At 50.8% G+C, this 20,383-nt stretch carries 22 protein-coding genes, 1 pseudogene and 1 other annotated feature; of the genes and pseudogenes, 9 read left to right on the top strand and 14 right to left on the bottom strand.

The annotated features are described in order from the left end of the window. Positions 1-28: 28 nt before the first annotated feature. Positions 29-325, bottom strand: a complete 297-nt coding sequence (locus tag WC1_RS11745; protein WP_003020675.1) for a YciI family protein — start codon at positions 323-325, stop codon at positions 29-31. A 215-nt stretch (positions 326-540) separates the two neighbouring features. Here WC1_RS11745 and tonB point away from each other — a divergent pair, with 215 nt between their 5' ends. After that, positions 541-1,269, top strand: coding sequence for a TonB system transport protein TonB (gene tonB / locus WC1_RS11750; RefSeq protein WP_168150127.1), 729 nt, complete (start codon positions 541-543; stop codon positions 1,267-1,269). A gap of 64 nt (positions 1,270-1,333) precedes the next feature. Here the strand turns inward: tonB and yciA are convergent, their stop codons facing one another. From yciA to WC1_RS24970, 4 genes and pseudogenes are all read right to left on the bottom strand, one after another. Further along, entirely contained in the window at positions 1,334-1,735 is a 402-nt protein-coding gene (gene yciA, locus WC1_RS11755; protein ID WP_003020670.1) for an acyl-CoA thioester hydrolase YciA, read from the bottom strand. Between the two features lie 165 nt (positions 1,736-1,900). Further along, a complete protein-coding gene (locus tag WC1_RS11760; RefSeq protein ID WP_003020667.1) occupies positions 1,901-2,440 on the bottom strand; it encodes a septation protein A in 540 nt (179 codons plus the stop codon). 54 nt (positions 2,441-2,494) lie between these two features. After that, positions 2,495-3,238 (bottom strand): YciC family protein, encoded by a 744-nt coding sequence (locus tag WC1_RS11765; protein WP_003020663.1) that lies wholly within the window; start codon positions 3,236-3,238, stop codon positions 2,495-2,497. A 28-nt stretch (positions 3,239-3,266) separates the two neighbouring features. Then, positions 3,267-3,353: pseudogene (locus WC1_RS24970) on the bottom strand (YkgJ family cysteine cluster protein); the annotation flags it as partial. A 283-nt stretch (positions 3,354-3,636) separates the two neighbouring features. On the opposite strand from WC1_RS24970, the gene ompW reads away from it, so the two are divergent. Together ompW and WC1_RS11775 are read left to right on the top strand one after the other, a co-directional pair. Beyond that, positions 3,637-4,290, top strand: a complete 654-nt coding sequence (ompW, locus tag WC1_RS11770; protein WP_016150342.1) for an outer membrane protein OmpW — start codon at positions 3,637-3,639, stop codon at positions 4,288-4,290. Between the two features lie 568 nt (positions 4,291-4,858). Continuing rightward, the gene (locus WC1_RS11775) at positions 4,859-5,575 is read left to right on the top strand and encodes a YebC/PmpR family DNA-binding transcriptional regulator (protein ID WP_003020658.1); all 717 of its coding nucleotides are present in this window, start codon (positions 4,859-4,861) and stop codon (positions 5,573-5,575) included. Between the two features lie 72 nt (positions 5,576-5,647). On the opposite strand, the gene WC1_RS0122800 is transcribed toward WC1_RS11775, so the two are convergent. Continuing rightward, complete coding sequence (locus WC1_RS0122800) at positions 5,648-6,085, bottom strand: hypothetical protein (RefSeq protein WP_227761066.1); 438 nt, start codon at positions 6,083-6,085, stop codon at positions 5,648-5,650. A 260-nt stretch (positions 6,086-6,345) separates the two neighbouring features. Between WC1_RS0122800 and WC1_RS11780 the strand changes: the two genes are divergently transcribed. Together WC1_RS11780 and WC1_RS11785 are read left to right on the top strand one after the other, a co-directional pair. Beyond that, entirely contained in the window at positions 6,346-6,621 is a 276-nt protein-coding gene (locus WC1_RS11780) for a hypothetical protein (protein ID WP_003841288.1), read from the top strand. A 186-nt stretch (positions 6,622-6,807) separates the two neighbouring features. Further along, positions 6,808-8,280 (top strand): GGDEF domain-containing protein, encoded by a 1,473-nt coding sequence (locus tag WC1_RS11785; RefSeq protein ID WP_016150341.1) that lies wholly within the window; start codon positions 6,808-6,810, stop codon positions 8,278-8,280. A gap of 32 nt (positions 8,281-8,312) precedes the next feature. Here the strand turns inward: WC1_RS11785 and trpA are convergent, their stop codons facing one another. The 6 genes from trpA to trpL all read right to left on the bottom strand — a co-directional run bounded on the left by trpA (position 8,313) and on the right by trpL (position 14,981). Continuing rightward, positions 8,313-9,119 carry a tryptophan synthase subunit alpha gene (gene trpA, locus WC1_RS11790; RefSeq protein ID WP_003020647.1) on the bottom strand — a complete coding sequence of 269 codons (807 nt, stop codon included), beginning with the start codon at positions 9,117-9,119 and terminating at the stop codon, positions 8,313-8,315. Beyond that, the gene (gene trpB, locus WC1_RS11795; protein WP_003020645.1) at positions 9,119-10,312 is read right to left on the bottom strand and encodes a tryptophan synthase subunit beta; all 1,194 of its coding nucleotides are present in this window, start codon (positions 10,310-10,312) and stop codon (positions 9,119-9,121) included. Before trpB ends, trpA begins: the two co-directional genes overlap by 1 nt. A 10-nt stretch (positions 10,313-10,322) precedes the next feature. Next, positions 10,323-11,681 (bottom strand): bifunctional indole-3-glycerol-phosphate synthase TrpC/phosphoribosylanthranilate isomerase TrpF, encoded by a 1,359-nt coding sequence (trpCF, locus tag WC1_RS11800; RefSeq protein ID WP_003841280.1) that lies wholly within the window; start codon positions 11,679-11,681, stop codon positions 10,323-10,325. 3 nt (positions 11,682-11,684) lie between these two features. Then, positions 11,685-13,280, bottom strand: a complete 1,596-nt coding sequence (gene trpD, locus WC1_RS11805) for a bifunctional anthranilate synthase glutamate amidotransferase component TrpG/anthranilate phosphoribosyltransferase TrpD (protein ID WP_003020639.1) — start codon at positions 13,278-13,280, stop codon at positions 11,685-11,687. Then, positions 13,280-14,842: an anthranilate synthase component 1 gene (locus WC1_RS11810; protein ID WP_016150340.1), complete on the bottom strand. Its 1,563-nt coding sequence runs from the start codon at positions 14,840-14,842 to the stop codon at positions 13,280-13,282. Before WC1_RS11810 ends, trpD begins: the two co-directional genes overlap by 1 nt. Before the next feature lie 23 nt (positions 14,843-14,865). Beyond that, positions 14,866-14,960: a sequence feature (Trp leader region), on the bottom strand. Beyond that, positions 14,937-14,981 (bottom strand): trp operon leader peptide, encoded by a 45-nt coding sequence (gene trpL / locus WC1_RS24715; RefSeq protein WP_191229385.1) that lies wholly within the window; start codon positions 14,979-14,981, stop codon positions 14,937-14,939. It overlaps the preceding feature by 24 nt. Positions 14,982-15,116: 135 nt before the next feature. Between trpL and rnm the strand changes: the two genes are divergently transcribed. The 3 genes from rnm to rluB all read left to right on the top strand — a co-directional run bounded on the left by rnm (position 15,117) and on the right by rluB (position 17,588). Continuing rightward, positions 15,117-15,995: an RNase RNM gene (rnm, locus tag WC1_RS11815; protein WP_016150339.1), complete on the top strand. Its 879-nt coding sequence runs from the start codon at positions 15,117-15,119 to the stop codon at positions 15,993-15,995. Beyond that, a complete protein-coding gene (locus WC1_RS11820; protein WP_003020628.1) occupies positions 15,992-16,612 on the top strand; it encodes an L-threonylcarbamoyladenylate synthase in 621 nt (206 codons plus the stop codon). The genes rnm and WC1_RS11820 overlap by 4 nt, the downstream gene beginning before the upstream one ends. 100 nt (positions 16,613-16,712) lie before the next feature. Then, a complete protein-coding gene (rluB, locus tag WC1_RS11825; RefSeq protein ID WP_016150338.1) occupies positions 16,713-17,588 on the top strand; it encodes a 23S rRNA pseudouridine(2605) synthase RluB in 876 nt (291 codons plus the stop codon). A gap of 83 nt (positions 17,589-17,671) precedes the next feature. Here rluB and cobO read toward each other — a convergent pair whose 3' ends face one another. After that, positions 17,672-18,262 carry a cob(I)yrinic acid a,c-diamide adenosyltransferase gene (cobO, locus tag WC1_RS11830; protein WP_016150337.1) on the bottom strand — a complete coding sequence of 197 codons (591 nt, stop codon included), beginning with the start codon at positions 18,260-18,262 and terminating at the stop codon, positions 17,672-17,674. Further along, positions 18,259-19,020, bottom strand: a complete 762-nt coding sequence (locus tag WC1_RS11835; RefSeq protein ID WP_016150336.1) for a YciK family oxidoreductase — start codon at positions 19,018-19,020, stop codon at positions 18,259-18,261. Before WC1_RS11835 ends, cobO begins: the two co-directional genes overlap by 4 nt. A 221-nt stretch (positions 19,021-19,241) precedes the next feature. Here WC1_RS11835 and sohB point away from each other — a divergent pair, with 221 nt between their 5' ends. Next, entirely contained in the window at positions 19,242-20,288 is a 1,047-nt protein-coding gene (gene sohB, locus WC1_RS11840) for a protease SohB (protein ID WP_003843986.1), read from the top strand. Positions 20,289-20,383: the final 95 nt, after the last annotated feature.

The following is a 20,383-nucleotide window of genomic DNA, read 5'->3' as shown; positions in this document are numbered from 1 at the left end:
GTGCCCAATGTCTGTTTTTGTTTTGTTTTTAAAATACTTTTTTGTACGGTTTTACTGAAACCTGCGCGTAAACGCCCGCTGCAACATACGGATCGGCTTCCGCCCACGCCTGTGCCGCCTCCAAAGATTCAAATTCGGCAATCACCGTCGAGCCGGTAAAACCCGCCGCACCGGGATCGTTACTATCGACCGCTGGCATGGGGCCCGCCGTGAGCAAACGACCTTCGTCATGAAGGAGTTGCAGGCGAGCCAGATGAGCAGGGCGCACGGAAAGACGTTTTTCGAGAGAGTCTGCGATATCTTGGGCGTAAATAACATACAGCACGGGTAGAACTCCTTGAACGGTAAAAGTCGTTAATAACGTTATTGGAAAGGCCTAACAACTGCAACGGAAAGATAACTGATATGTTAAGGCCATACTCTGAAAGTGGTTTTTTATCATAAAATCGCGTTCTAAATGTCAGTTACCGCCATGGGCTTATTGAATATGATTGCTATTTGCATTTAAAATCAGGGCCTGGTTTTTTTACTGAAACGATTATGACTTCAATGACCCTTGATTTACCTCGTCGCTTTCCCTGGCCAACGTTACTGTCTGTCGGCATTCATGGTGCCGTGGTGGCTGGTTTGCTGTATACCTCGGTACATCAGGTTATTGAACTGCCTGCGCCAGCGCAGCCGATCTCTGTCACGATGGTCGCGCCTGCCGATCTCGAACCACCTCAGGCCGTTCAGCCGCCGCCGGAACCCGTTGTCGAGCCTGAACCGGAACCAGAGCCGATTCCAGAGCCACCAAAAGAGGCGCCGGTGGTGATTGAAAAACCGAAGCCCAAGCCTAAACCGAAGCCAAAACCGGTGAAAAAGGTGGAAGAGCAGCCGAAACGCGATGTTAAACCAGCAGAACCGCGGCCGGCCTCCCCGCTGGAAAATACGGCACCTACGCGCACAATGACCAATACCGCGCCGGCAACTACCAGCAAACCGGTGGTCAGTGCGCCATCGGGCCCACGCGCTTTAAGCCGTAATCAGCCTCAGTATCCGGCGCGAGCTCAGGCGCTACGCATTGAAGGGCGGGTAAAGGTCAAATTTAATGTAACGCCGGATGGTCGGGTTGAAAATGTGGAGATCCTGTCTGCACAGCCTGCCAATATGTTTGAGCGTGAAGTGAAAAACGCGATGCGTAGATGGCGTTATGAAGCAGGTAAACCCGGTTCCGGACTCGTGGTGAATATTGTTTTCAAATTAAACGGCACAACGCAGATCGAGTAAGCATCAGGCCGTCCGGCAATGATCAAGAGTGATGATTGCCGGATAGCATTACTGGCGTGTGCTATCAGGCCAACGTGGGGATTGGACGCGGTTTCCCGTCTTTATCAACGGCAACGTAGATAAACAGAGCTTCGGTGGCCTTATAACGCTGGCCAATAGGTTCAGAAGCGACTTTCTTCACCCAAACTTCAATATTGATGCTGATTGAGGTTGTCCCGCGCTTCACACAGCGAGCATAGCAACACACTACATCACCTACGGCGACCGGGCGCAAAAAGCTCATTCCTTCAACCCGCACCGTTACCACACGACCATGTGCGATCTCTTTGGCCTGAATCGCGCCACCTATATCCATTTGTGACATCAGCCAGCCGCCAAAAATATCACCGTTCGCGTTGGTATCGGCAGGCATGGCCAGAGTGCGTAAAACCAGTTCACCCTGGGGAGTGTTATTCGTTGTTGTCATTGTAGAACCGACTATAGAGAAAGATTACAGGCGCGATGCTACTAGAATTTGTGCGTCGAGAACAGAGGGGATGCGGCATGCAGAGCAGATGTAAGTCAGGTTGTCAGCTCTATGGAACGCGAGGGGATAAAAATTCGCCAGATCCGCAGATCTGGCGAGCATGTATTACGATTTATCTTCTTGCGGCAGATGACGGTAAATATAGACTCCACTCAGCAGCGTAAAGAATAAAGTCAGGGCGGTCAGGCCGAACACTTTGAAGTTGACCCAAATATTCTGCGGTAGCCAAAATGCAATATAGATATTCGCCAGACCACACAGGATGAAAAAGACTGCCCAGGCTAAATTTAGTTTCGACCACACTGGCTGCGGCAGGGTCAGTTCTTTACCTAACATGCGCTGGATCAGCGGCTTTTTCATCACCCACTGGCTTACCAGCAATGCACCAGCAAACAGCCCGTAAATCACCGTTACTTTCCACTTAATGAATTCATCGTTGTGGAAAAAAATAGTCAGGCCACCAAATACGGCCACCAGGACAAAGGTGATTAACGCCATCTTCTCGACCTTGCGATAGCGAACCCAGCTGTAAATCAACACTACAGCCGTCGCGACAATCAGCGCCGAGGTCGCCGCATAGATGTCGTAAAGCTTATAAAAAGCAAAAAAGACAACCAGCGGTAAAAAATCAAGAAACTGCTTCATTCTTCGATTCCGTCATCAAAAGCACCGGGTACAAGCCCGGAATGCGTTCAGGGTTTATTGGCGAATCAGCATGTACAGGCGGAACAAATAGATCAGCAACACCGCGGAGATCATATTGCTCAGCGTATTCGCCAATACCGCGCCTACATTCGGCGTAAGTACTGCAAAACTTGGCGCAAAAAGCAACAGCAGCGTTTTTGCCAGCAACCAACCGATTACTGCCGGCGCAACCAGTCGCATATTCGACCACGCCAGACGCATACTGTTGCGCATCGCGGCAAAGACACCCATTTTGTCCTGTACCAACATCACAGGTGCGAGTGCCAGCAGGATGGCCAGCAGAATACCGGGAACAACAACCAGCATAATACCGATTTGCACCAGCAGAGTAGTCAAAAAAATCAGAATAAACAGCTTTGGCAACACTGGCGCACTGGCGCCGATGGCACGTAATGCGCTGACCCGATGACCTGCTGAAATCAGCTGAATCATCAGGATGACCCCACCGGCAAGGATGGCATTACCAATCAGACCAGAAAACGTAGACGCCGCGGAAGCGCGTAGCAAAATTTGCTGTTGCTCCGGGGTCATGTTTTGCACCAGATCGAACAACCCCACGCTGCTGGTTAACTGATCGCCTTCACTGAGTTGCGCAATTTGTGCGTCAGTGGGGGAAAAGGCATGCCCTAACACCACTGTGATAAACGCGCACAACAACGATACCAGCAAGATGGTAATGAATTGATTACGGAAAAAGTTTCCCGTGTCACGGTAAACGGATTTCGCCGTGATAGACATGCACTCTCCTTGAGTTTTGCAGGTGTTCATTTGCGGGCAATTGTACCCTGGATAACTCTACAGTGGCAGCATCGCGCGATGTATGGAAAAGCATATCTTTGTAAAGCTGCGGTAATTTTTGGCTATGACTTCAGCGTCGTGCATGAACGCTGTTTGTTATCTGCGCATCACGTGCAGATAACCATCACCCATCAGCAATGAGCTGGAGGTACTTGCACATTGAAAATATATCAAAATTGATCTGAATTAATTTAACCAGGATTTTGAATGCAAGTTCTAACTTAACCTGGATCAATAAATGTTAAATTATCAAAGTCAATGTGATCCATGTTAGATCATTTATTACTCCAAAGTAGGTATATTCATTCCGCTTTTATAACCATAACGATGGAGCGGACATGAAAAAATTAACAGTTGCAGCATTGGTTTTAACAACTCTTCTCTCTGGTAACGCATTTGCGCATGAAGCTGGAGAGTTCTTTATTCGTGCAGGTTCTGCCACCGTCAGACCGACGGAAGGTGCAGGTGGTACGCTGGGCAGCTTAGGTGGCTTTGATGTCAGCAATAACACGCAGTTGGGTCTGACATTTACCTACATGGCAACCGACAATATCGGTGTTGAATTACTGGCGGCTACACCGTTCCGCCATAAAATTGGTACTGCAGCAACAGGTGATATTGCCACCGTACATCATTTGCCGCCGACGTTAATGGCACAGTGGTACTTCGGTGACTCCAGCAGTAAACTGCGTCCGTACGTAGGTGTTGGTGTGAACTACACGACCTTCTTCGATGAAGGCTTTAACGATAACGGTAAAGAAACAGGATTATCGGACCTGAGTCTGAAAGATTCCTGGGGTGCAGCAGGGCAAGTCGGTATGGACTATCTGATTAACCGCGACTGGCTGATTAACATGTCGGTCTGGTACATGGATATCGATACTACTGCGAAGTACAAATCTAATGGTGCTGTTCTGCCGCAAGCCCGTTATAGCGACAGTGTACGCCTCGATCCGTGGGTGTTTATGTTCTCTGCGGGTTATCGTTTTTAAGTTCTTCTGCAAAACTCCTCTGCAAAACTGGTCATCAAATGACCAGTTTTTTCCATTCTTTTCCACGCGTATCGTTATTTTGACCAGCCGTAGTCAACTGAGTCACGTGTGCTTCTGAATACATCAGTCAGAGATGCTGGTTGTACCGCTCCACCCATTTAGCATTTCCCTTTGTTGGAGTGGTGGAGTAAATATAGGCTAAGTATCTTGTCCCGGTACTAAACGAACACACTATCAAATAAGGCGCAGTGCAAGATGACTTGTAGCGCTCTCTTTAAGCAGTACCGCGGTAACTTTAATAGCCAGTGTGTTTATCTGGAATATCGCTTTTGTTTCTATTCTCTTATGCATTATTACTGCGGCTCATTTATTACGTACAAAAAAGAACCTGCAGATAATCAGGGGATAACTTATCCAAAATGTTAACTATTGATAAAATTAAAGTAACATATCGTAAAATTTGGATATTTTATTTTTCATGGACTAAGGTTTATACATCATGATATAATGTGATGGCAGATTATTTACCATTCAATAATGTAAATGAATTTTCGAGGAGATCATTCCAGTGGGACGTAAGTGGGCAAATATTGTTGCTAAAAAAACAGCTAAAGACGGTGCAACGTCTAATGTATATGCAAAATTCGGTGTAGAAATTTATGCTGCTGCTAAACAAGGCGAACCAGACCCAGAATTAAATACATCTTTAAAATTCGTTATTGAACGTGCGAAACAAGCTCAGGTTCCAAAACACGTTATTGATAAAGCCATTGATAAAGCCAAAGGCGGCAGCGATGAAACGTTCGTGCAAGGGCGTTATGAAGGCTTTGGTCCCAGTGGCTCACTGATTATCGCTGAAACATTGACTTCAAACGTTAACCGTACGATTGCTAATGTCCGCTCAATTTTTAATAAAAAAGGCGGGAATATCGGAGCGGCGGGTTCTGTCAGCTATATGTTTGACAATACCGGAGTAATTGTATTTGAAGGGACAGACCCTGACCATATTTTTGAAATTCTGCTTAATGCTGAAGTAGATGTTCGTGATGTAACCGAGGAAGAAGGAAACATCGTTATTTATACTGAATCTACAGATCTTCATAAAGGCATTGCAGCTCTAAAAGCAGCAGGAATTACTGAGTTCTCAACTACAGAATTAGAGATGATTGCTCAATCAGAAATTGAACTTTCACCAGAAGATTTAGAAGTCTTTGCAGGGCTTGTTGATGCTCTTGAAGATGACGATGATGTTCAAAAAGTATATCATAACGTTGCAAATCTCTAATGATAGATTAAAGAAATCTGTCATTATGGCAGATTTTTTTAACTCATAAAGTTGTAATGAGTGCACTATTTATTACAAACTCGGATATTTTCCATCATCATCAACTAAAAATATCTGAGATAGGTACCAGGTATCATTCTCTTTGGACAATTGATATTCATAAACAGGTGAATAATACTGCCTCGATAATCTGGTCGTCACGGTCGCTACTTTTTCAGAAATATGAACCGATATGATGTTCTCTTGCTCAGGATCATGACTAGACTCAGAACCAAAAGCTATAGGCTCGCCCTGAAAACCAGGTTTTGTATATTTATTCAAAAGCTCATTCCAACCCTTCTGGGCCAGGAGCATAACTTCTTGCTTTCCGTAGTTCTGATTTCTCTGAAATGACTGGTCATTCCAATATTTATAATCCCTCTGGAAAGCGGTGATTACCTGTTCCGGAGTATTTGCCAGTATGTCCCCAGCGCTTAAAAATCCAACGCTTAACATAACTAATTTAATCAACAGATGTCTCAACAAGTTCACCCATATTTGGCATGCTTTCCTTCAGTGTCTCGCAAGGGACTTTTTGAAGTCAACTTCATTAATGGTTGCACAACCAAAACGACTGAACTGTATAGATTCCGGGCATACCTGCCCGTGGTTAGCAGCCAGGAAAAATTCCCCTCGTTCTTCATTTAAAAAATTCTGGGGAAAACATCCTGCCTTTCTCCCCTTTGATGTAGTGCTACTCTTTAAGCAAACCAACTTTGAGGGGATTGCTGATGATGTTGACCCGCCATCTGCTACAGCAAAAAATCACACTTCTGGAACCGTTCTACGAGGATCAAACGGCAGCGTTTGCCGTGAGTGTTGCACGTGAATTATTGCTTTGCATGGATAAAATTGAGGCGCTGGAGAAACTTATTGCGACTCCGGTTACACTACCTTATTGCAGCGCAAGTCCGGTTTGTGAGATTGAGGCGGGCTATGCCGCAGGCGTAAACGACTGCCGCGAGGCCATCCGGCGGGCAGGGTATCCTATCGAAGGTGATGATTAGTTTGCGCTTATGTTAACAAATATGTGCTTTTATTGTATAAATCTGTAACCTACGCGCGCTGCTGCGGGCTACATCAACTTACCTGCTTCGGAGTGGCAAACATTCTCTATCAACGTACAACGCTGTTATGCAACAACATAAACGGGTAACCGATTTGGCAATACTGTTAACTATCAGGGTGGACTCGTGAAGATTGTGCAGGATAAGCTCAGAAACAGGCAGGCTCTGCTGGTATCCGGGCTCATTACGTTGATTTTTACCTCGTTGTTTCTGTTTATCATTTATGAACAGCGTATGGCGGCCGCCAGTGAAGGCGTTAGCCGCCTGCAAGCTCACATGTTGGACATTTTTAACGATAATGAACTGATTGCCGATGCGATTGGCGAGCGTTATTACCACATCAAAACCGGCGAACAGTGTGGTGTTATGGCGCAGTTTGTTCCGCGAAACAAAGATGAATGGGGAATTAACGCCGACCCAAAGCGGGTTCATTCTGCAACGGGGACGATTATTACTCAGCAACCCAACCATAATGCGCTGTGTATGTATACTGCGGCGGAGTTCATTCGCGGAATGGTTAATGAGCTAAATCCAGGCAGCTTCGATGCGCACCGTTACATTATCGCCAGCAATTCAGATTATTTTTATTGGTTTATGGATTCCGACTCGCGCAATTTCAGTTTTTCTGACTCCGAAATGGCGATGGATATTACGCATTTTTTCTATCCGCCCACCGATTTCTATACCCGGTTGTTGCAAAAAAACGTCAAAAATAAAGCTCTCAGTTCAACAAACTTCTATACCGATAAAATTACCGGTGAAAAAGCCTACAGCGTAGTGAGCTATATCTACGATCTGTCGGGTAAAGAGATATCAGACCAAATCGTTGCCTATCTGGTCTATGATCATTCGAAGCCTGAGCTGCAGGAAGCGTTAGCCGAGGCGTTTGATAATCAAATCCTTCCCGGATTGAACGTGGAGTTAGTGAATCTGACCAACAAAGAGAGCCTCTGCTTATCCGGCAAATGTGCGGGGCAATCCAGCTATTTGGTGCGCAATTTTTCGGAGAAATATGCGCTGCACTATTCGCTTTCATTAGGCCGTTTTATGGCGCGCGATACACATGCCGGGATTGTTATCCTGCTGGCGCCGTTCTTTTTCATCATCATTAGCTTCTCGTTAAAGTCATGGCTAAACGAAAGCGACCTCAAGGTTTATATCGATACTCTGACCGGCTGTTTTAACCGCCGAATACTCGACATTATCAAGCGTCGGGATTTATCACACTGTTCGGTGGTGCTACTGGACTGCAATAAATTTAAGGCCGTCAATGATACCTGGGGCCACGCGGCAGGCGATCGCGCGTTGCAAATTATCGCCAACAGGATGCTGTCAAACACTCGCACCAGCCACGATATTGTAATTCGTACCGGCGGGGATGAATTTATGATCCTGCTGTTTCGATCGCAGGCAACTGACGCCATAGCAATCGCGCAACGTATTAGCGGGCAGGTGACCAGTCATGTGTTTGTGGTGGATGGGCATACCGTGCCATTGTCAGTATCGTGGGGAATTGCAGAGGTGAACGGTGAACTGGATGTAGCCATTCAGAATGCGGATAGCGCTATGTATAGAATGAAGCACACGGAAGAAGGGTGAAACCGCCAGACGTCTCTGGCGGTTGATTTAACTTACTGGTGGGTGGCGGCTTTCATCGTGCTGACAAACGCTTTCAGCTCAGCCAGCATCTGTTCCGGTGCCGCAACATTTTTCTCAATGATTTTCACAATTGCCGAGCCGGAAATTGCACCGGCAGCACCGGCTTCAATAGCTCCGGCTACCTGTTCAGGCGCAGAGATACCGAAGCCCTGTAAAGAAGGCGGTGCATCATATTGTTTCAGCTTTTCAACCAAATGATGCAGCGGTAATGCCGCACGATTTTCGGCACCGGTCACACCTGCACGTGAAAGCAGATAAGTGTAGCCGCGACCGTAAGAGGCAATCTGGCGTAGCAGTTCTTCATCAGCGTTCGGCGGGCAGATGAAAATCGGTGCGATGTTGTGACGCAGTGCAGCAGTTCTGAATGGCGCAGACTCCTCAACAGGGACATCGGCTACCAACACAGAATCCACACCCACTTTTTCGCACTGGGCGTAAAACTCGTCAATGCCCTTGCTGAAGACCAGGTTGGCATACATCAGCAACCCAATGGGAATCGTCGGATGTTTCTGGCGAATCAGCGCCAGCATCTCAAAGCATTGCGATGGTGTGACGCCGGCGGCAAACGCACGCAGGGTGGCTTCCTGAATGGTTGGGCCATCGGCCAGCGGATCGGAGAACGGAATGCCGAGTTCAAGCGCGTCGGCACCAGCTTCAATCAGCGTATCAATGATTTTCAGTGACTGCTCAACAGACGGATCGCCCAGGGTTACGAAGGGGACAAAAGCACCTTCTTTGCGGTCCTTCAGCTGTGCAAACAGGTTTTCGTAACGTTCCATCAGATTTCCCCTCGCGCTTTCAGAATATCGTGTACGGTGAAAATGTCTTTGTCGCCGCGACCGGAGAGATTAACCACCAGTAGCTGCTCTTTTTCCGGATTTTCACGCATCATTTTCAACGCGTGTGCCAGGGCATGGGAGGACTCCAGTGCCGGAATAATCCCCTCGTGCAGACACAGCGTTTTGAAGGCTTCCAGTGCTTCATCATCGGTTATTGAAACATAATCGGCGCGACCAATGCTGTTCAGGTACGCATGCTGTGGCCCGACCGATGGGAAGTCGAGCCCGGCGGAAATAGAGTAAGACTCTTCAATCTGTCCTTCTTCGGTCTGCATCATCGGGGACTTCATGCCGAAGTAAATCCCGACACGACCATGTTTCAACGGCGCGCCGTGTTCTCCAGACTCAATCCCGTGACCGCCTGGCTCTACGCCAATCAAACCGACGCTGGTTTCATTAATAAAATCGGCGAACATACCGATGGCGTTAGAACCGCCACCCACGCAGGCGATAACGGCGTCCGGCAGACGACCTTCTTTTTCCAGAATCTGCGCCTTGGTTTCTTCACCGATCATCCGCTGGAACTCACGCACAATAGTCGGGAAGGGGTGCGGACCTGCCGCTGTACCGAGCATATAGTGCGCGGTATCGTAGCTGCCAGACCAGTCGCGCAGCGCTTCGTTACAGGCATCTTTCAGCGTTGCGGAACCGCTGTGAACGGGGATAACTTCTGCACCCATCAAACGCATACGGAAAACGTTCGGCGACTGACGTTCAACATCTTTCGCGCCCATGTAAATACGGCATTTCAACCCCAGCAGTGCGCTGGCGAGAGCAGATGCAACACCGTGCTGCCCCGCGCCTGTTTCGGCGATAATTTCCGTTTTACCCATGCGCTTCGCCAGCAACGCCTGGCCCAGCACCTGGTTGGTTTTGTGCGCGCCGCCGTGCAGTAAATCTTCACGCTTGAGATACAGCGTCGTGTTGGTGCCTTGAGTAATGTTCTGGCACTTGGTCAGTGCGGTTGGGCGACCCGCATAGTTTTTCAGCAGGTCTGTAAACTGCGCCTGAAATTCAGGATCTTTTTGCGCGCTGACAAAAGCTTCTTCCAGCTGGCGCAGGGCAGGCATCAGAATCTGTGGCACATACATACCGCCAAATTCACCAAAATACGGATTGAGTAATGTTGTCATGTCCTTTTCCTTAATATGCGCGCAGCGTCTGAAAGACCGAAGCCAGAAGACGTGCATCTTTGATGCCCGGCTGTGACTCTACGCCAGAATTGAAATCGAGACCGGCACAGCCGGTTTTTGCCGCGTCAACGCAGTTATCTGCGCCAAGTCCGCCAGCCAGTAATACGTTATCCAGCGATTGTCCGCCTAAAAGTGACCAGTCGAAGCGTTGCCCGCTGCCGCCCTGACCGTTGTCGAAGACGTATTTATCGACATGCTGATAATCACGGGCTGGCAACTTATCGCTGACGCTGAGCGCCTTCCAGATTTGTACCTGTGCGGGTAGCGCATTGCGTAGCGCGTCTACGTAGGCTTGATCTTCGCTACCATGCAGTTGCACGGCAGTGAGTCCCAGAGCAGCCGCTGTTTCACGTACGTCGATAATATCTGTGTTGCGAAACACCCCGACGTATTGCAGCGGCGCGCCGGTCATGACCTCTCGCGCTTGCTCAACGCTAACCGCGCGTGGCGATGTGGGTACAAAAATCAGTCCGCCATAAATCGCGCCGGATTTATACGCCGCGTTGGCATCCTGAGCCCGGGTTAAACCGCAGACTTTATTCTCGCCGAGCAGTACGCGACGCACGGCAGCGTGCAGATCATCATGCGACATCAGCGCGGAACCAATCAGAAAACCGTTGGCGAAGTGGCTGAGCTCGCGCACCTGACCATAGGTGTTGATCCCGGACTCGCTGATGACGGTCACACCGTGGCCCAGGCGCGGCGCAAGCTGGCGGGTGCGATTCAAATCAATCGACAAGTCGCGTAAATCGCGGTTGTTGATACCAACGACTTTGGCGCCCAGTGCGATAGCACGCTCCAGCTCTTCTTCGTTGCTGACTTCGGTCAGTACGCCCATTTTCAGGCTGTGGGCGACGGCGGCGAGTTGACGATATTGTTCATCATCGAGGACCGACAGCATCAACAAACAGGCGTCCGCCTGGTAAAAACGCGCCAGGTAAATCTGGTAAGGATCGATAATAAAGTCCTTACACAGAACAGGTTGCGGCGCGATGCGGCTGACGATAGGCAGGAAATCAAAACTGCCCTGGAAATATTTCTCATCGGTCAGTACGGAAATCGCGGAAGCATAATGTTTATAAACGCCCGCAATCTGTGCCGGATCGAAGTCATCACGGATCACGCCTTTTGACGGAGATGCTTTTTTACATTCCAGAATAAAGGCGGTGCGCGCACCTTGCAGCGCATCGTAGAAATCACGAGAGCTGGGTTGAACATCATTTTGAAAGCTGGCCAGCGGTTGTTGCTGTTTGCGGGCTTCTACCCAAATCGCCTTGTCTGCGACAATTTTCGCTAAAACGGTTTGCATCATTTACCCTCTTGCTGCCAGTGCAGTGACACGGTCATAGGCCGCACCGCTGCGCAGTACATTAATCACGGTTTGCGCATTGGCTTTCAAATCTTCTTCACCGTGCAAGCGCATTAACATGGCGACATTCGCGGCAACAGCGGCTTCATGAGCGGCTTCACCTTTACCTTGTAACAAGCGACTAAGAATGTCACGGTTTTCTTCCGGCGTGCCGCCAGCCAGCTGTTCCTGGTGGTAAGGCGTCAGGCCAAAGTCTTCTGCCGTCAGTTGATAACTCTTGATTTCCCCATCGTGCAGTTCTGCCACAATGGTCGGCGCATGCAGCGAAACTTCGTCCATGCCACCGCTGTGCACTACGGCCGCCCGCTGATATCCGAGCACACGCAGCGTTTCGGCAATCGGCAGCACCAGCTCCGGGCTGTAAACGCCGATCAGCGCCAGCGGCGGATGTGCCGGGTTAATCAACGGGCCGAGCACGTTAAACAGCGTGCGGGTTTTCAACTGCTGGCGTACCGGCATGGCATGGCGAAAACCGGTGTGGTATTTCGGCGCAAACAGAAAACACACGCCGAGATCGTCAAGCGCCTGACGGGATTTGTCGGCGTTCATATCCAGATTGATGCCAAATGCCGCTAACAGATCCGAAGAGCCTGACTTGCTGGAGACGCTGCGGTTGCCGTGTTTGGCAACTTTCAGTCCGCAAGCCGCTGCAACAAAGGCGCTGGCGGTAGAAATATTGATGCTGTTGCTGCCGTCGCCGCCGGTACCGACAATATCGGCAAACAGATAATCAGGACGCGGGAACGGAGCGGCGTTTTCCAGCAGCGCGGTTGCCGCACCGGCAATTTCATTCGGGTGTTCGCCACGGATTTTCATGCTCACCAGCGCCGCAGCCAGTTGTTCCGGCTTCAGTTCACCGCGGACCACGGCGGAGAACAGCTGGTGGCTTTCCTGCTGAGACAGCGTCTGCGCCTGGTACAGTTTCTCCAGAATTGGTTGCAGCGTATTGGTTTGTTCAAGCTTCTGTTGCGCCCAGGCCAGCGTTTGTTCCAACAGACGCGCGCCCTGGGTGGTCAGAATGGACTCCGGATGGAACTGGAAGCCGCAGACGCGATCGGTATCGTGACGCACCGCCATCACCATGCCGTTAAAGTGGGCGTTAATGGTTAATCCTGCCGGAACGTTGCTGCCAACCAGCGAATGATAGCGTGCCACCGGCAGCGGATTCGCCAGACCAGCAAACATTGCCTGACCGTCGTGTTCAATGCTGGACGCTTTGCCGTGCAGGATTTCTCCAGCCTGGCCCACATATCCACCATAGGCTTCAACAATGGCCTGATGTCCCAGACAAATGCCGATGATTGGCAGCTTGCCGCGCAGACGGGTTAACAGCTCCGGCATGCAACCTGCTTCGCTTGGCGCACCTGGGCCTGGAGAAAGCATCAGCACAGGATTTTTCATCGTTGCTAAACGGTCAATCAACGTCTGAGCCGGAATATGGTTGCGGTAAATCACCACGTTGTGACCATTAGTACGCAGCTGATCCGCCAGGTTATAGGTAAAAGAGTCGATATTATCGAGCAGCAGAATGTCAGCCATTAGAAGGTCTCCTGTGCGTGGTGCGCGGTGGCGATAGCACGCAGAACCGCGCGCGCTTTATTACGGGTTTCATCGGCTTCAGACTGCGGTACAGAATCCAGAACAATCCCGGCACCAGCTTGTACGGTGGCAATACCGTCTTCCACGAGGGCGGAACGAATGACAATACAGGTATCCAGATCGCCATGAGCCGTGAAGTAACCTACCGCGCCGCCGTAGCTGCCACGGCGACGACCTTCTGCCTCGGCGATAAGCTGCATAGCGCGAACTTTTGGCGCTCCGCTTAACGTGCCCATATTCATACAGGCGCGGTAAGCGTGCAGCACATCCAGATCGCTACGCAGCTCGCCGACCACACGCGAAACCAGGTGCATTACGAAGGAGTAACGATCGACTTTGGTGAGATCAGCAACATAGCGGCTGCCAGGCGTACAGATGCGCGCCAGGTCGTTACGCGCAAGGTCAACCAGCATCAGGTGCTCAGAAAGCTCTTTATGGTCGGTACGCATCTCCAGCTCGATTCGGCTGTCAAGGTCGCGGTCAAGCGAACCGTCAGCACGACGACCACGCGGGCGAGTGCCGGCAATCGGGTAGATCTCAATCTGGCGGCTGGTGGCATCGTATTTCAGCGAGCTTTCCGGGGAGGCGCCAAACAGCGTGAAATCGTTGTCCTGCATGAAAAACATGTATGGGCTGGGGTTACTTTTCTTCAGCACATAGTAGGCTGCCAGCGGTGACGGGCAGGGCAGCGAGAAACGTCGGGACGGAACTACCTGGAAAATTTCGCCCGCGCGAATCGCTTTTTGCATGCCACGTACTACGGCGCCGAACTCTTCATCGCTCTGATTGCACTCGCAGCGCATCTGCGGGACTTCAGTGACCGGCAACGGCGGCGCAGGCTCGGTAAGCTGCTGGCTCAGCTGCGCCAGACGGGCGTTAAGTCGCTGTTTTTCCGCATCATTGGGGGTAAAAACACTGGCCTGAATTCGGGTGCTTTTTTTCTGGTGGTCGATAACCATCAGCGTTTCTGCCAGATAGAAGCAGTAGTCAGGACAACGGTTGCCCGCTTCAAGCTGAGGTAAATCTTCAAAACCGGCAACCAGGTCGTAGGAAAACAGACCGCCGAAGAACATCGCTTCACGTTCTTGAACAGGAACATTCACCAGCCCCTGCAGTATGCGAAAAGCATCAAATACGGAAAGAGAACATAAACGGGCGTCTTCATCCAACAGCGGGCTGACGGCAGGGAATCGCAGATGACGACCATTCGGCTGTTTTTCATTCTCAACACCAGCGGGCAGGGCAGCATCCAGCAAGGGCAGCAGCGATGCGCCGTTTGTGGATAACGCCTGAATAGTGACAGTGTCACCGAGAGCGGTAATGCGCAATGCGCTGTCGACTAGCAGCAAGCTCTTCAGATCGTCTTTGCTGTCGATATCTGCAGATTCCAGCAGCAGCGTTGCCGGACGTGCGCCACACACCTGATGAAACAGCGACGTCGGATTCTCACGATAGGCGGCATCGCAGGCAAGCAGTTCGAGTATCGGTTTTTGTGTTTGCATCGTTATTCTCATTAATTTTGTTCAAAAAAAAGCCCGCTCATTAGGCGGGCCGGGTATCTGGTTGCAAATTGCAGACGTAAGACACTGCCCGAAATCAGGAAGTGCGCCACCAACCGTGCAGAAAAAATGTTGCTTTCATTGCAGATACCTTCTTCATGTGAACTTGCGTACTAGTTAACTAGTTCGATGGGGTAAAGTCAACACCTGATTTCAGTATATTTGCCGAAACCGCTATGATGGGCGTGTTACGACATTTATTGAAACGGGAGCCGCCTTGAGCGACACGAATTACGCAGTGATTTATGACCTGCATAGTCATACTACAGCCTCCGATGGGCGATTAACCCCAGAAGCCTTAGTACACCGTGCGGTAGAGATGCGAGTCGGTACACTGGCGATCACCGATCATGACACCACGGCGGGCATTGCGGCGGCAAGAGAAGAAATTTCACGTTCGGGTTTAGCGTTAAATTTGATCCCTGGTGTCGAGATATCAACTGTCTGGGAAAACCATGAGATTCATATAGTGGGTCTGAACATTGATATCGCCCATCCCATGATGTGCGAGTTTCTGGCGCAACAAACGGAACGTCGTCAGCAGCGTGCGCGCCTGATTGCCGAACGACTCGACAAAGCGCATATCCCCGGCGCGTGGGAAGGGGCGTTGCGCCTGGCTGATGGCGGGGCGGTTACGCGGGGCCATTTTGCGCGTTTCCTGGTGGAATGTGGCAAAGCCACAACCATGGCGGATGTCTTTAAAAAATATCTTGCCCGCGGGAAAACCGGTTACGTTCCGCCACAGTGGTGTACAATAGAACAAGCTATTGATGTCATTCATCATTCTGGCGGTAAGGCTGTTCTGGCTCATCCTGGGCGGTACGATCTTAGCGCTAAGTGGCTGAAAAGACTGGTTGCACATTTTGCTGAACATCGCGGCGACGCGATGGAAGTAGCGCAGTGTCAGCAGTCTCCCAATGAACGCACCCATCTGGCGACGCTTGCGCGTCAGCATCAATTGTGGGCATCGCAAGGGTCTGATTTTCATCTACCCTGCCCATGGATTGAGTTGGGTCGTAAACTTTGGTTGCCCGCAGGCGTAGAAGGCGTCTGGCAACTTTGGGAGCAGCCCGAGATCACAGAGAGGAAAGTATGAGCCAGTTTTTTTATATTCATCCCGAAAACCCGCAGCAGCGGCTGATCAATCAGGCCGTTGAAATCGTGCGTAAAGGTGGGGTGATCGTCTATCCAACCGATTCCGGCTATGCGTTGGGCTGCAAAATTGAAGATAAAGGCGCAATGGAGCGCATTTGCCGCATCCGTCACCTGCCGGACGGGCACAACTTTACGCTGATGTGCCGTGACCTGTCTGAACTGTCGACCTATTCGTTTGTCGACAACGTGGCCTTCCGTTTAATTAAAAACAACACGCCGGGCAACTACACCTTCATCCTGAAGGGGACGAAAGAGGTTCCGCGCCGCTTGTTGCAAGAAAAACGTAAGACCATCGGCCTGCGTGTACCCTCAAACCCGATAGCACTGGCGCTGCTTGAAGCGCTGGGCGAGCCGATGCTCTCCACGTCACTGATGCTGCCGGGTAGCGAATTTACCGAGTCAGATCCGGAAGAAATTAAAGACCGCCTGGAGAAACAGGTGGATTTAATTATCCACGGCGGATATCTCGGCCAACAGCCGACCACGGTCATTGATTTAACCGACGATTCTCCGGTGGTGTTGCGTGAAGGCGTCGGTGACGTTAAACCTTTCTTATAAGGGCGTGAACCGCTATACTACGCGGCCTTAAAATGGCGCTGACTGGCGCCGTTGATTCTCCTGTTCGACGCCTGTGAAGGCGACACCTAAAGGAAGCTCTATGAGCGAAAAGTTACAAAAAGTGCTGGCGCGCGCTGGCCACGGTTCTCGCCGTGAAATCGAATCTATTATTGCCGCGGGTCGCGTGAGCGTTGATGGCAAAATTGCCACGCTCGGCGATCGCGTTGAAGTCACTCCGGGTCTGAAAATCCGTATCGACGGTCATCTGATTTCGGTTAAAGAGTCTGCGGAGCAAATCTGCCGTGTTCTGGCCTATTACAAGCCAGAAGGCGAACTGTGTACCCGAAACGACCCGGAAGGTCGTCCGACCGTGTTTGATCGTTTACCAAAACTGCGTGATGCGCGCTGGATTGCCGTAGGGCGTCTGGACGTGAATACCTGCGGTTTACTGCTGTTTACCACCGATGGTGAACTGGCTAACCGTCTGATGCACCCAAGCCGCGAAGTTGAGCGTGAATATGCGGTACGTGTGTTTGGTCAGGTTGATGATGCAAAACTGCGCGATCTGAGTCGTGGCGTGCAGCTGGAAGATGGTCCGGCGGCATTTAAAACGATCAAGTTCAGCGGTGGTGAAGGGATCAACCAGTGGTATAACGTCACGCTGACCGAAGGACGTAACCGTGAAGTCCGCCGCCTGTGGGAAGCTGTAGGTGTACAGGTAAGCCGTCTGATTCGTGTCCGTTATGGTGATATCCCGCTGCCGAAAGGCCTGCCGCGTGGTGGCTGGACAGAGCTTGATCTTGCTCAGACCAACTATCTGCGTGAACTGGTGGACCTGAAGCCGGAAACGACCTCTAAAGTGGCCGTCGAGAAAGATCGTCGTCGCATGAAGGCGAATCAGATCCGTCGTGCGGTGAAGCGCCACTCTCAGGTCGGCGGCAGCCGTCGTCCGGGTGGTCGCAGCAACAACGGTTAATCATGACCAGGCCTGATAAGCAAAGCGCCATCAGGCGTTAGCGTGGAGCCGGATGCGGCGCAAACGCCTTATCCGGCCTACACTCAATAATCGATCCCTGCTTGGGCTTTCACGCCCGCTTCAAACGCATGCTTGACCGGGCGCAGCTCGCTAACCGTGTCAGCTAACTCCAGAATATCGCGATGACATCCACGGCCGGTGATAATGACCGTTTGATGGGCTGGGCGCGCTTTCAGGGCATTGATGACCTCTTCAAGCGGCAGATAGTCGTATGCCACCATGTAGGTTAGCTCATCCAGTATCACCATATCCAGTTCATCGTCGGCCAGCATCCGCTTGCCGTGTTCCCACACGGCCATACAGGCTGCGGTGTCAGACTCGCGGTTCTGCGTTTCCCAGGTAAATCCTGTCGCCATAACCTGAAACTCTACGCCGTGGGGTTCAAGTAAGTTACGTTCTCCGTTTGGCCACGTACCTTTAATAAATTGTACGACGCCGACTTTTTTACCATGACCCACCGCGCGCGTGGCGGTACCGAATGCGGCGGTGGTTTTACCCTTACCATTTCCGGTGAACACGATGATAATTCCGCGCTCATCTTTCGCTGCGGCAACGCGTGCGTCAACCCGATCTTTTACGCGCTGTTGACGTTGCTGATAGCGTTCTTCACTCATTGGGCAATTCCTGGTTTACGGCCCGGCTGGGCATCAAAAGTCATACCGGTTTTACGGCGGCTGTCATCGCCCATCAGCCACAGGTAGAGCGGCATAATATCGGCGGGAGTTTTCAATTTTTGCGGATCTTCCGTTGGGAATGCGCTGGCTCGCATGCCAGTTCGCGTCCCTCCAGGATTGATACAGTTTACGCGCAGATGACGGTTTTGATACTCATCAGCCAGAACCTGCATCATCCCTTCGGTCGCAAATTTTGAGGTGGCATATGCTCCCCAATTGGCGCGTCCCTGGCGACCGACACTGGAAGAGGTAAAGACCAGCGATCCGGCATCGGATTTGAGTAACAACGGCAGCAATGCCTGAGTCAGCATAAAAGTGGCATTTACATTTACCTGCATCACATCCTGCCAGACCTGCGGGTTTTGTTCTCTCATTGGACAAATATCGCCGAGTAATCCGGCGTTATGCAGTACGCCATCCAGACGCGGGAAATGTGCAGCAATGCGCTGCGCAAGCTGGTGACATTCTTCAGAGGTACAGGTTAGTAGATCCAGTGTAAACCACTGTGGTTGTGTTCCGTTTTCATCGGCGATAGTGCGGGCAACCTGACGCAGTTTTTCTTCGTTACGCCCAAGCAGGATAACGGTCGCGCCATAGCGTGCATAGGTCTGCGCGGCTTCGCGTCCGATACCATCGCTGGCACCGGTGATAAGAATAATGCGGCCCTGTAGAAGGTCTTGTTTAGGTTGGTAATGCACGGCTACTCCTCGGCGACGTCCTGGATATCTCGTTCGCGATAACTTTTGGGCTTTATGCCTTAAACCCTGTACTTTTTCAATCAGCCAAAGGCAATAACACCGCAAAATGAACGCTTTGTCATGCTTTTTACTGATTCAGCACTGGATGTATGAAGCAAGACGAGGTGACACGCCTGTTGTACACTGAGCGGAAGTCGCGTTGTTTAACCAAGGTGGGTCTCGTGGAATTGTTGTCTGAATATGGGTTGTTTTTGGCAAAAATTGTCACTGTCGTGGTGGCTATTGCAGTGGTGGTGATGCTGATCGTAAACGCGACACAACGCAAACGTCAGCGTGGGGAATTGCGGGTTATTAACCTCAGCGATCAATATAAAGAGATGAAGGAAGACCTGTCGCTAGCCTTATTGGATGGGCATCAGCAAAAATTCTGGCATAAGGCGCAGAAAAAGAAACAAAAGCTGGAGGCGAAAGCGGCTAAGGCAAAAGCGAAACTGGGTGACAGTACGTCATCAGATAAACCTCGTGTATGGGTGCTTGATTTTAAAGGCAGTATGGATGCCCATGAGGTCAGCGCATTACGCGAAGAGGTGACGGCTGTGCTGGCGGTTGTTAAACCTCAGGATCAAGTGGTGGTTCGTCTGGAAAGTCCGGGTGGTGTGGTACATGGTTATGGCCTGGCTGCGTCCCAGTTACAACGTCTGCGCGATAAGCAGATCCCGCTGACCGTTACGGTAGATAAAGTCGCTGCGAGCGGCGGATATATGATGGCCTGCGTGGCGGATAAAATTGTCTCGGCGCCGTTTGCTATCGTCGGCTCAATTGGCGTGGTGGCGCAGATCCCGAACTTTAACCGCTTCCTGAAAGGGAAAGATATTGATATCGAACTGCACACCGCCGGACAGTATAAGCGTACGTTGACCTTACTCGGTGAAAACACGGAAGAAGGGCGGCAGAAATTCCGCGAAGATCTGAACGAAACGCATCATCTGTTTAAAGATTTTGTGCAGCGCATGCGTCCGACTCTGGACATTGAGCAGGTTGCCACCGGTGAACACTGGTTTGGTCAACAGGCGCTGGCAAATGGGCTGGTGGATGAGATCAATACCAGCGATGAGGTGATCCTCGGGCTGATGGAAGGTCGTGAAGTATTGAACGTTCGCTATCTGCAGCGTAAAAAGCTGATGGATCGTTTTACCGGTAGTGCGGCGGAGAGCGCCGATCGTTTGCTGATGCGCTGGTGGCAGCGGGGGCAGAAGCCACTGATGTAAAATTGTCATTGCCGGATAGCGATGCTCATATATCTCCTATCCGGCCTACAAATATGCACCAGTATAGGCTGGATAAGGCGATGCCGCCATCCGGC

The sequence above is a fragment of the Citrobacter sp. KTE30 genome (genome assembly GCF_000398825.1).
GTDB lineage: Bacteria > Pseudomonadota > Gammaproteobacteria > Enterobacterales > Enterobacteriaceae > Citrobacter > Citrobacter freundii.
Note: the sequence above shows the minus strand (reverse complement) of the source record. Positions and strands in the feature narration are given on the sequence as shown.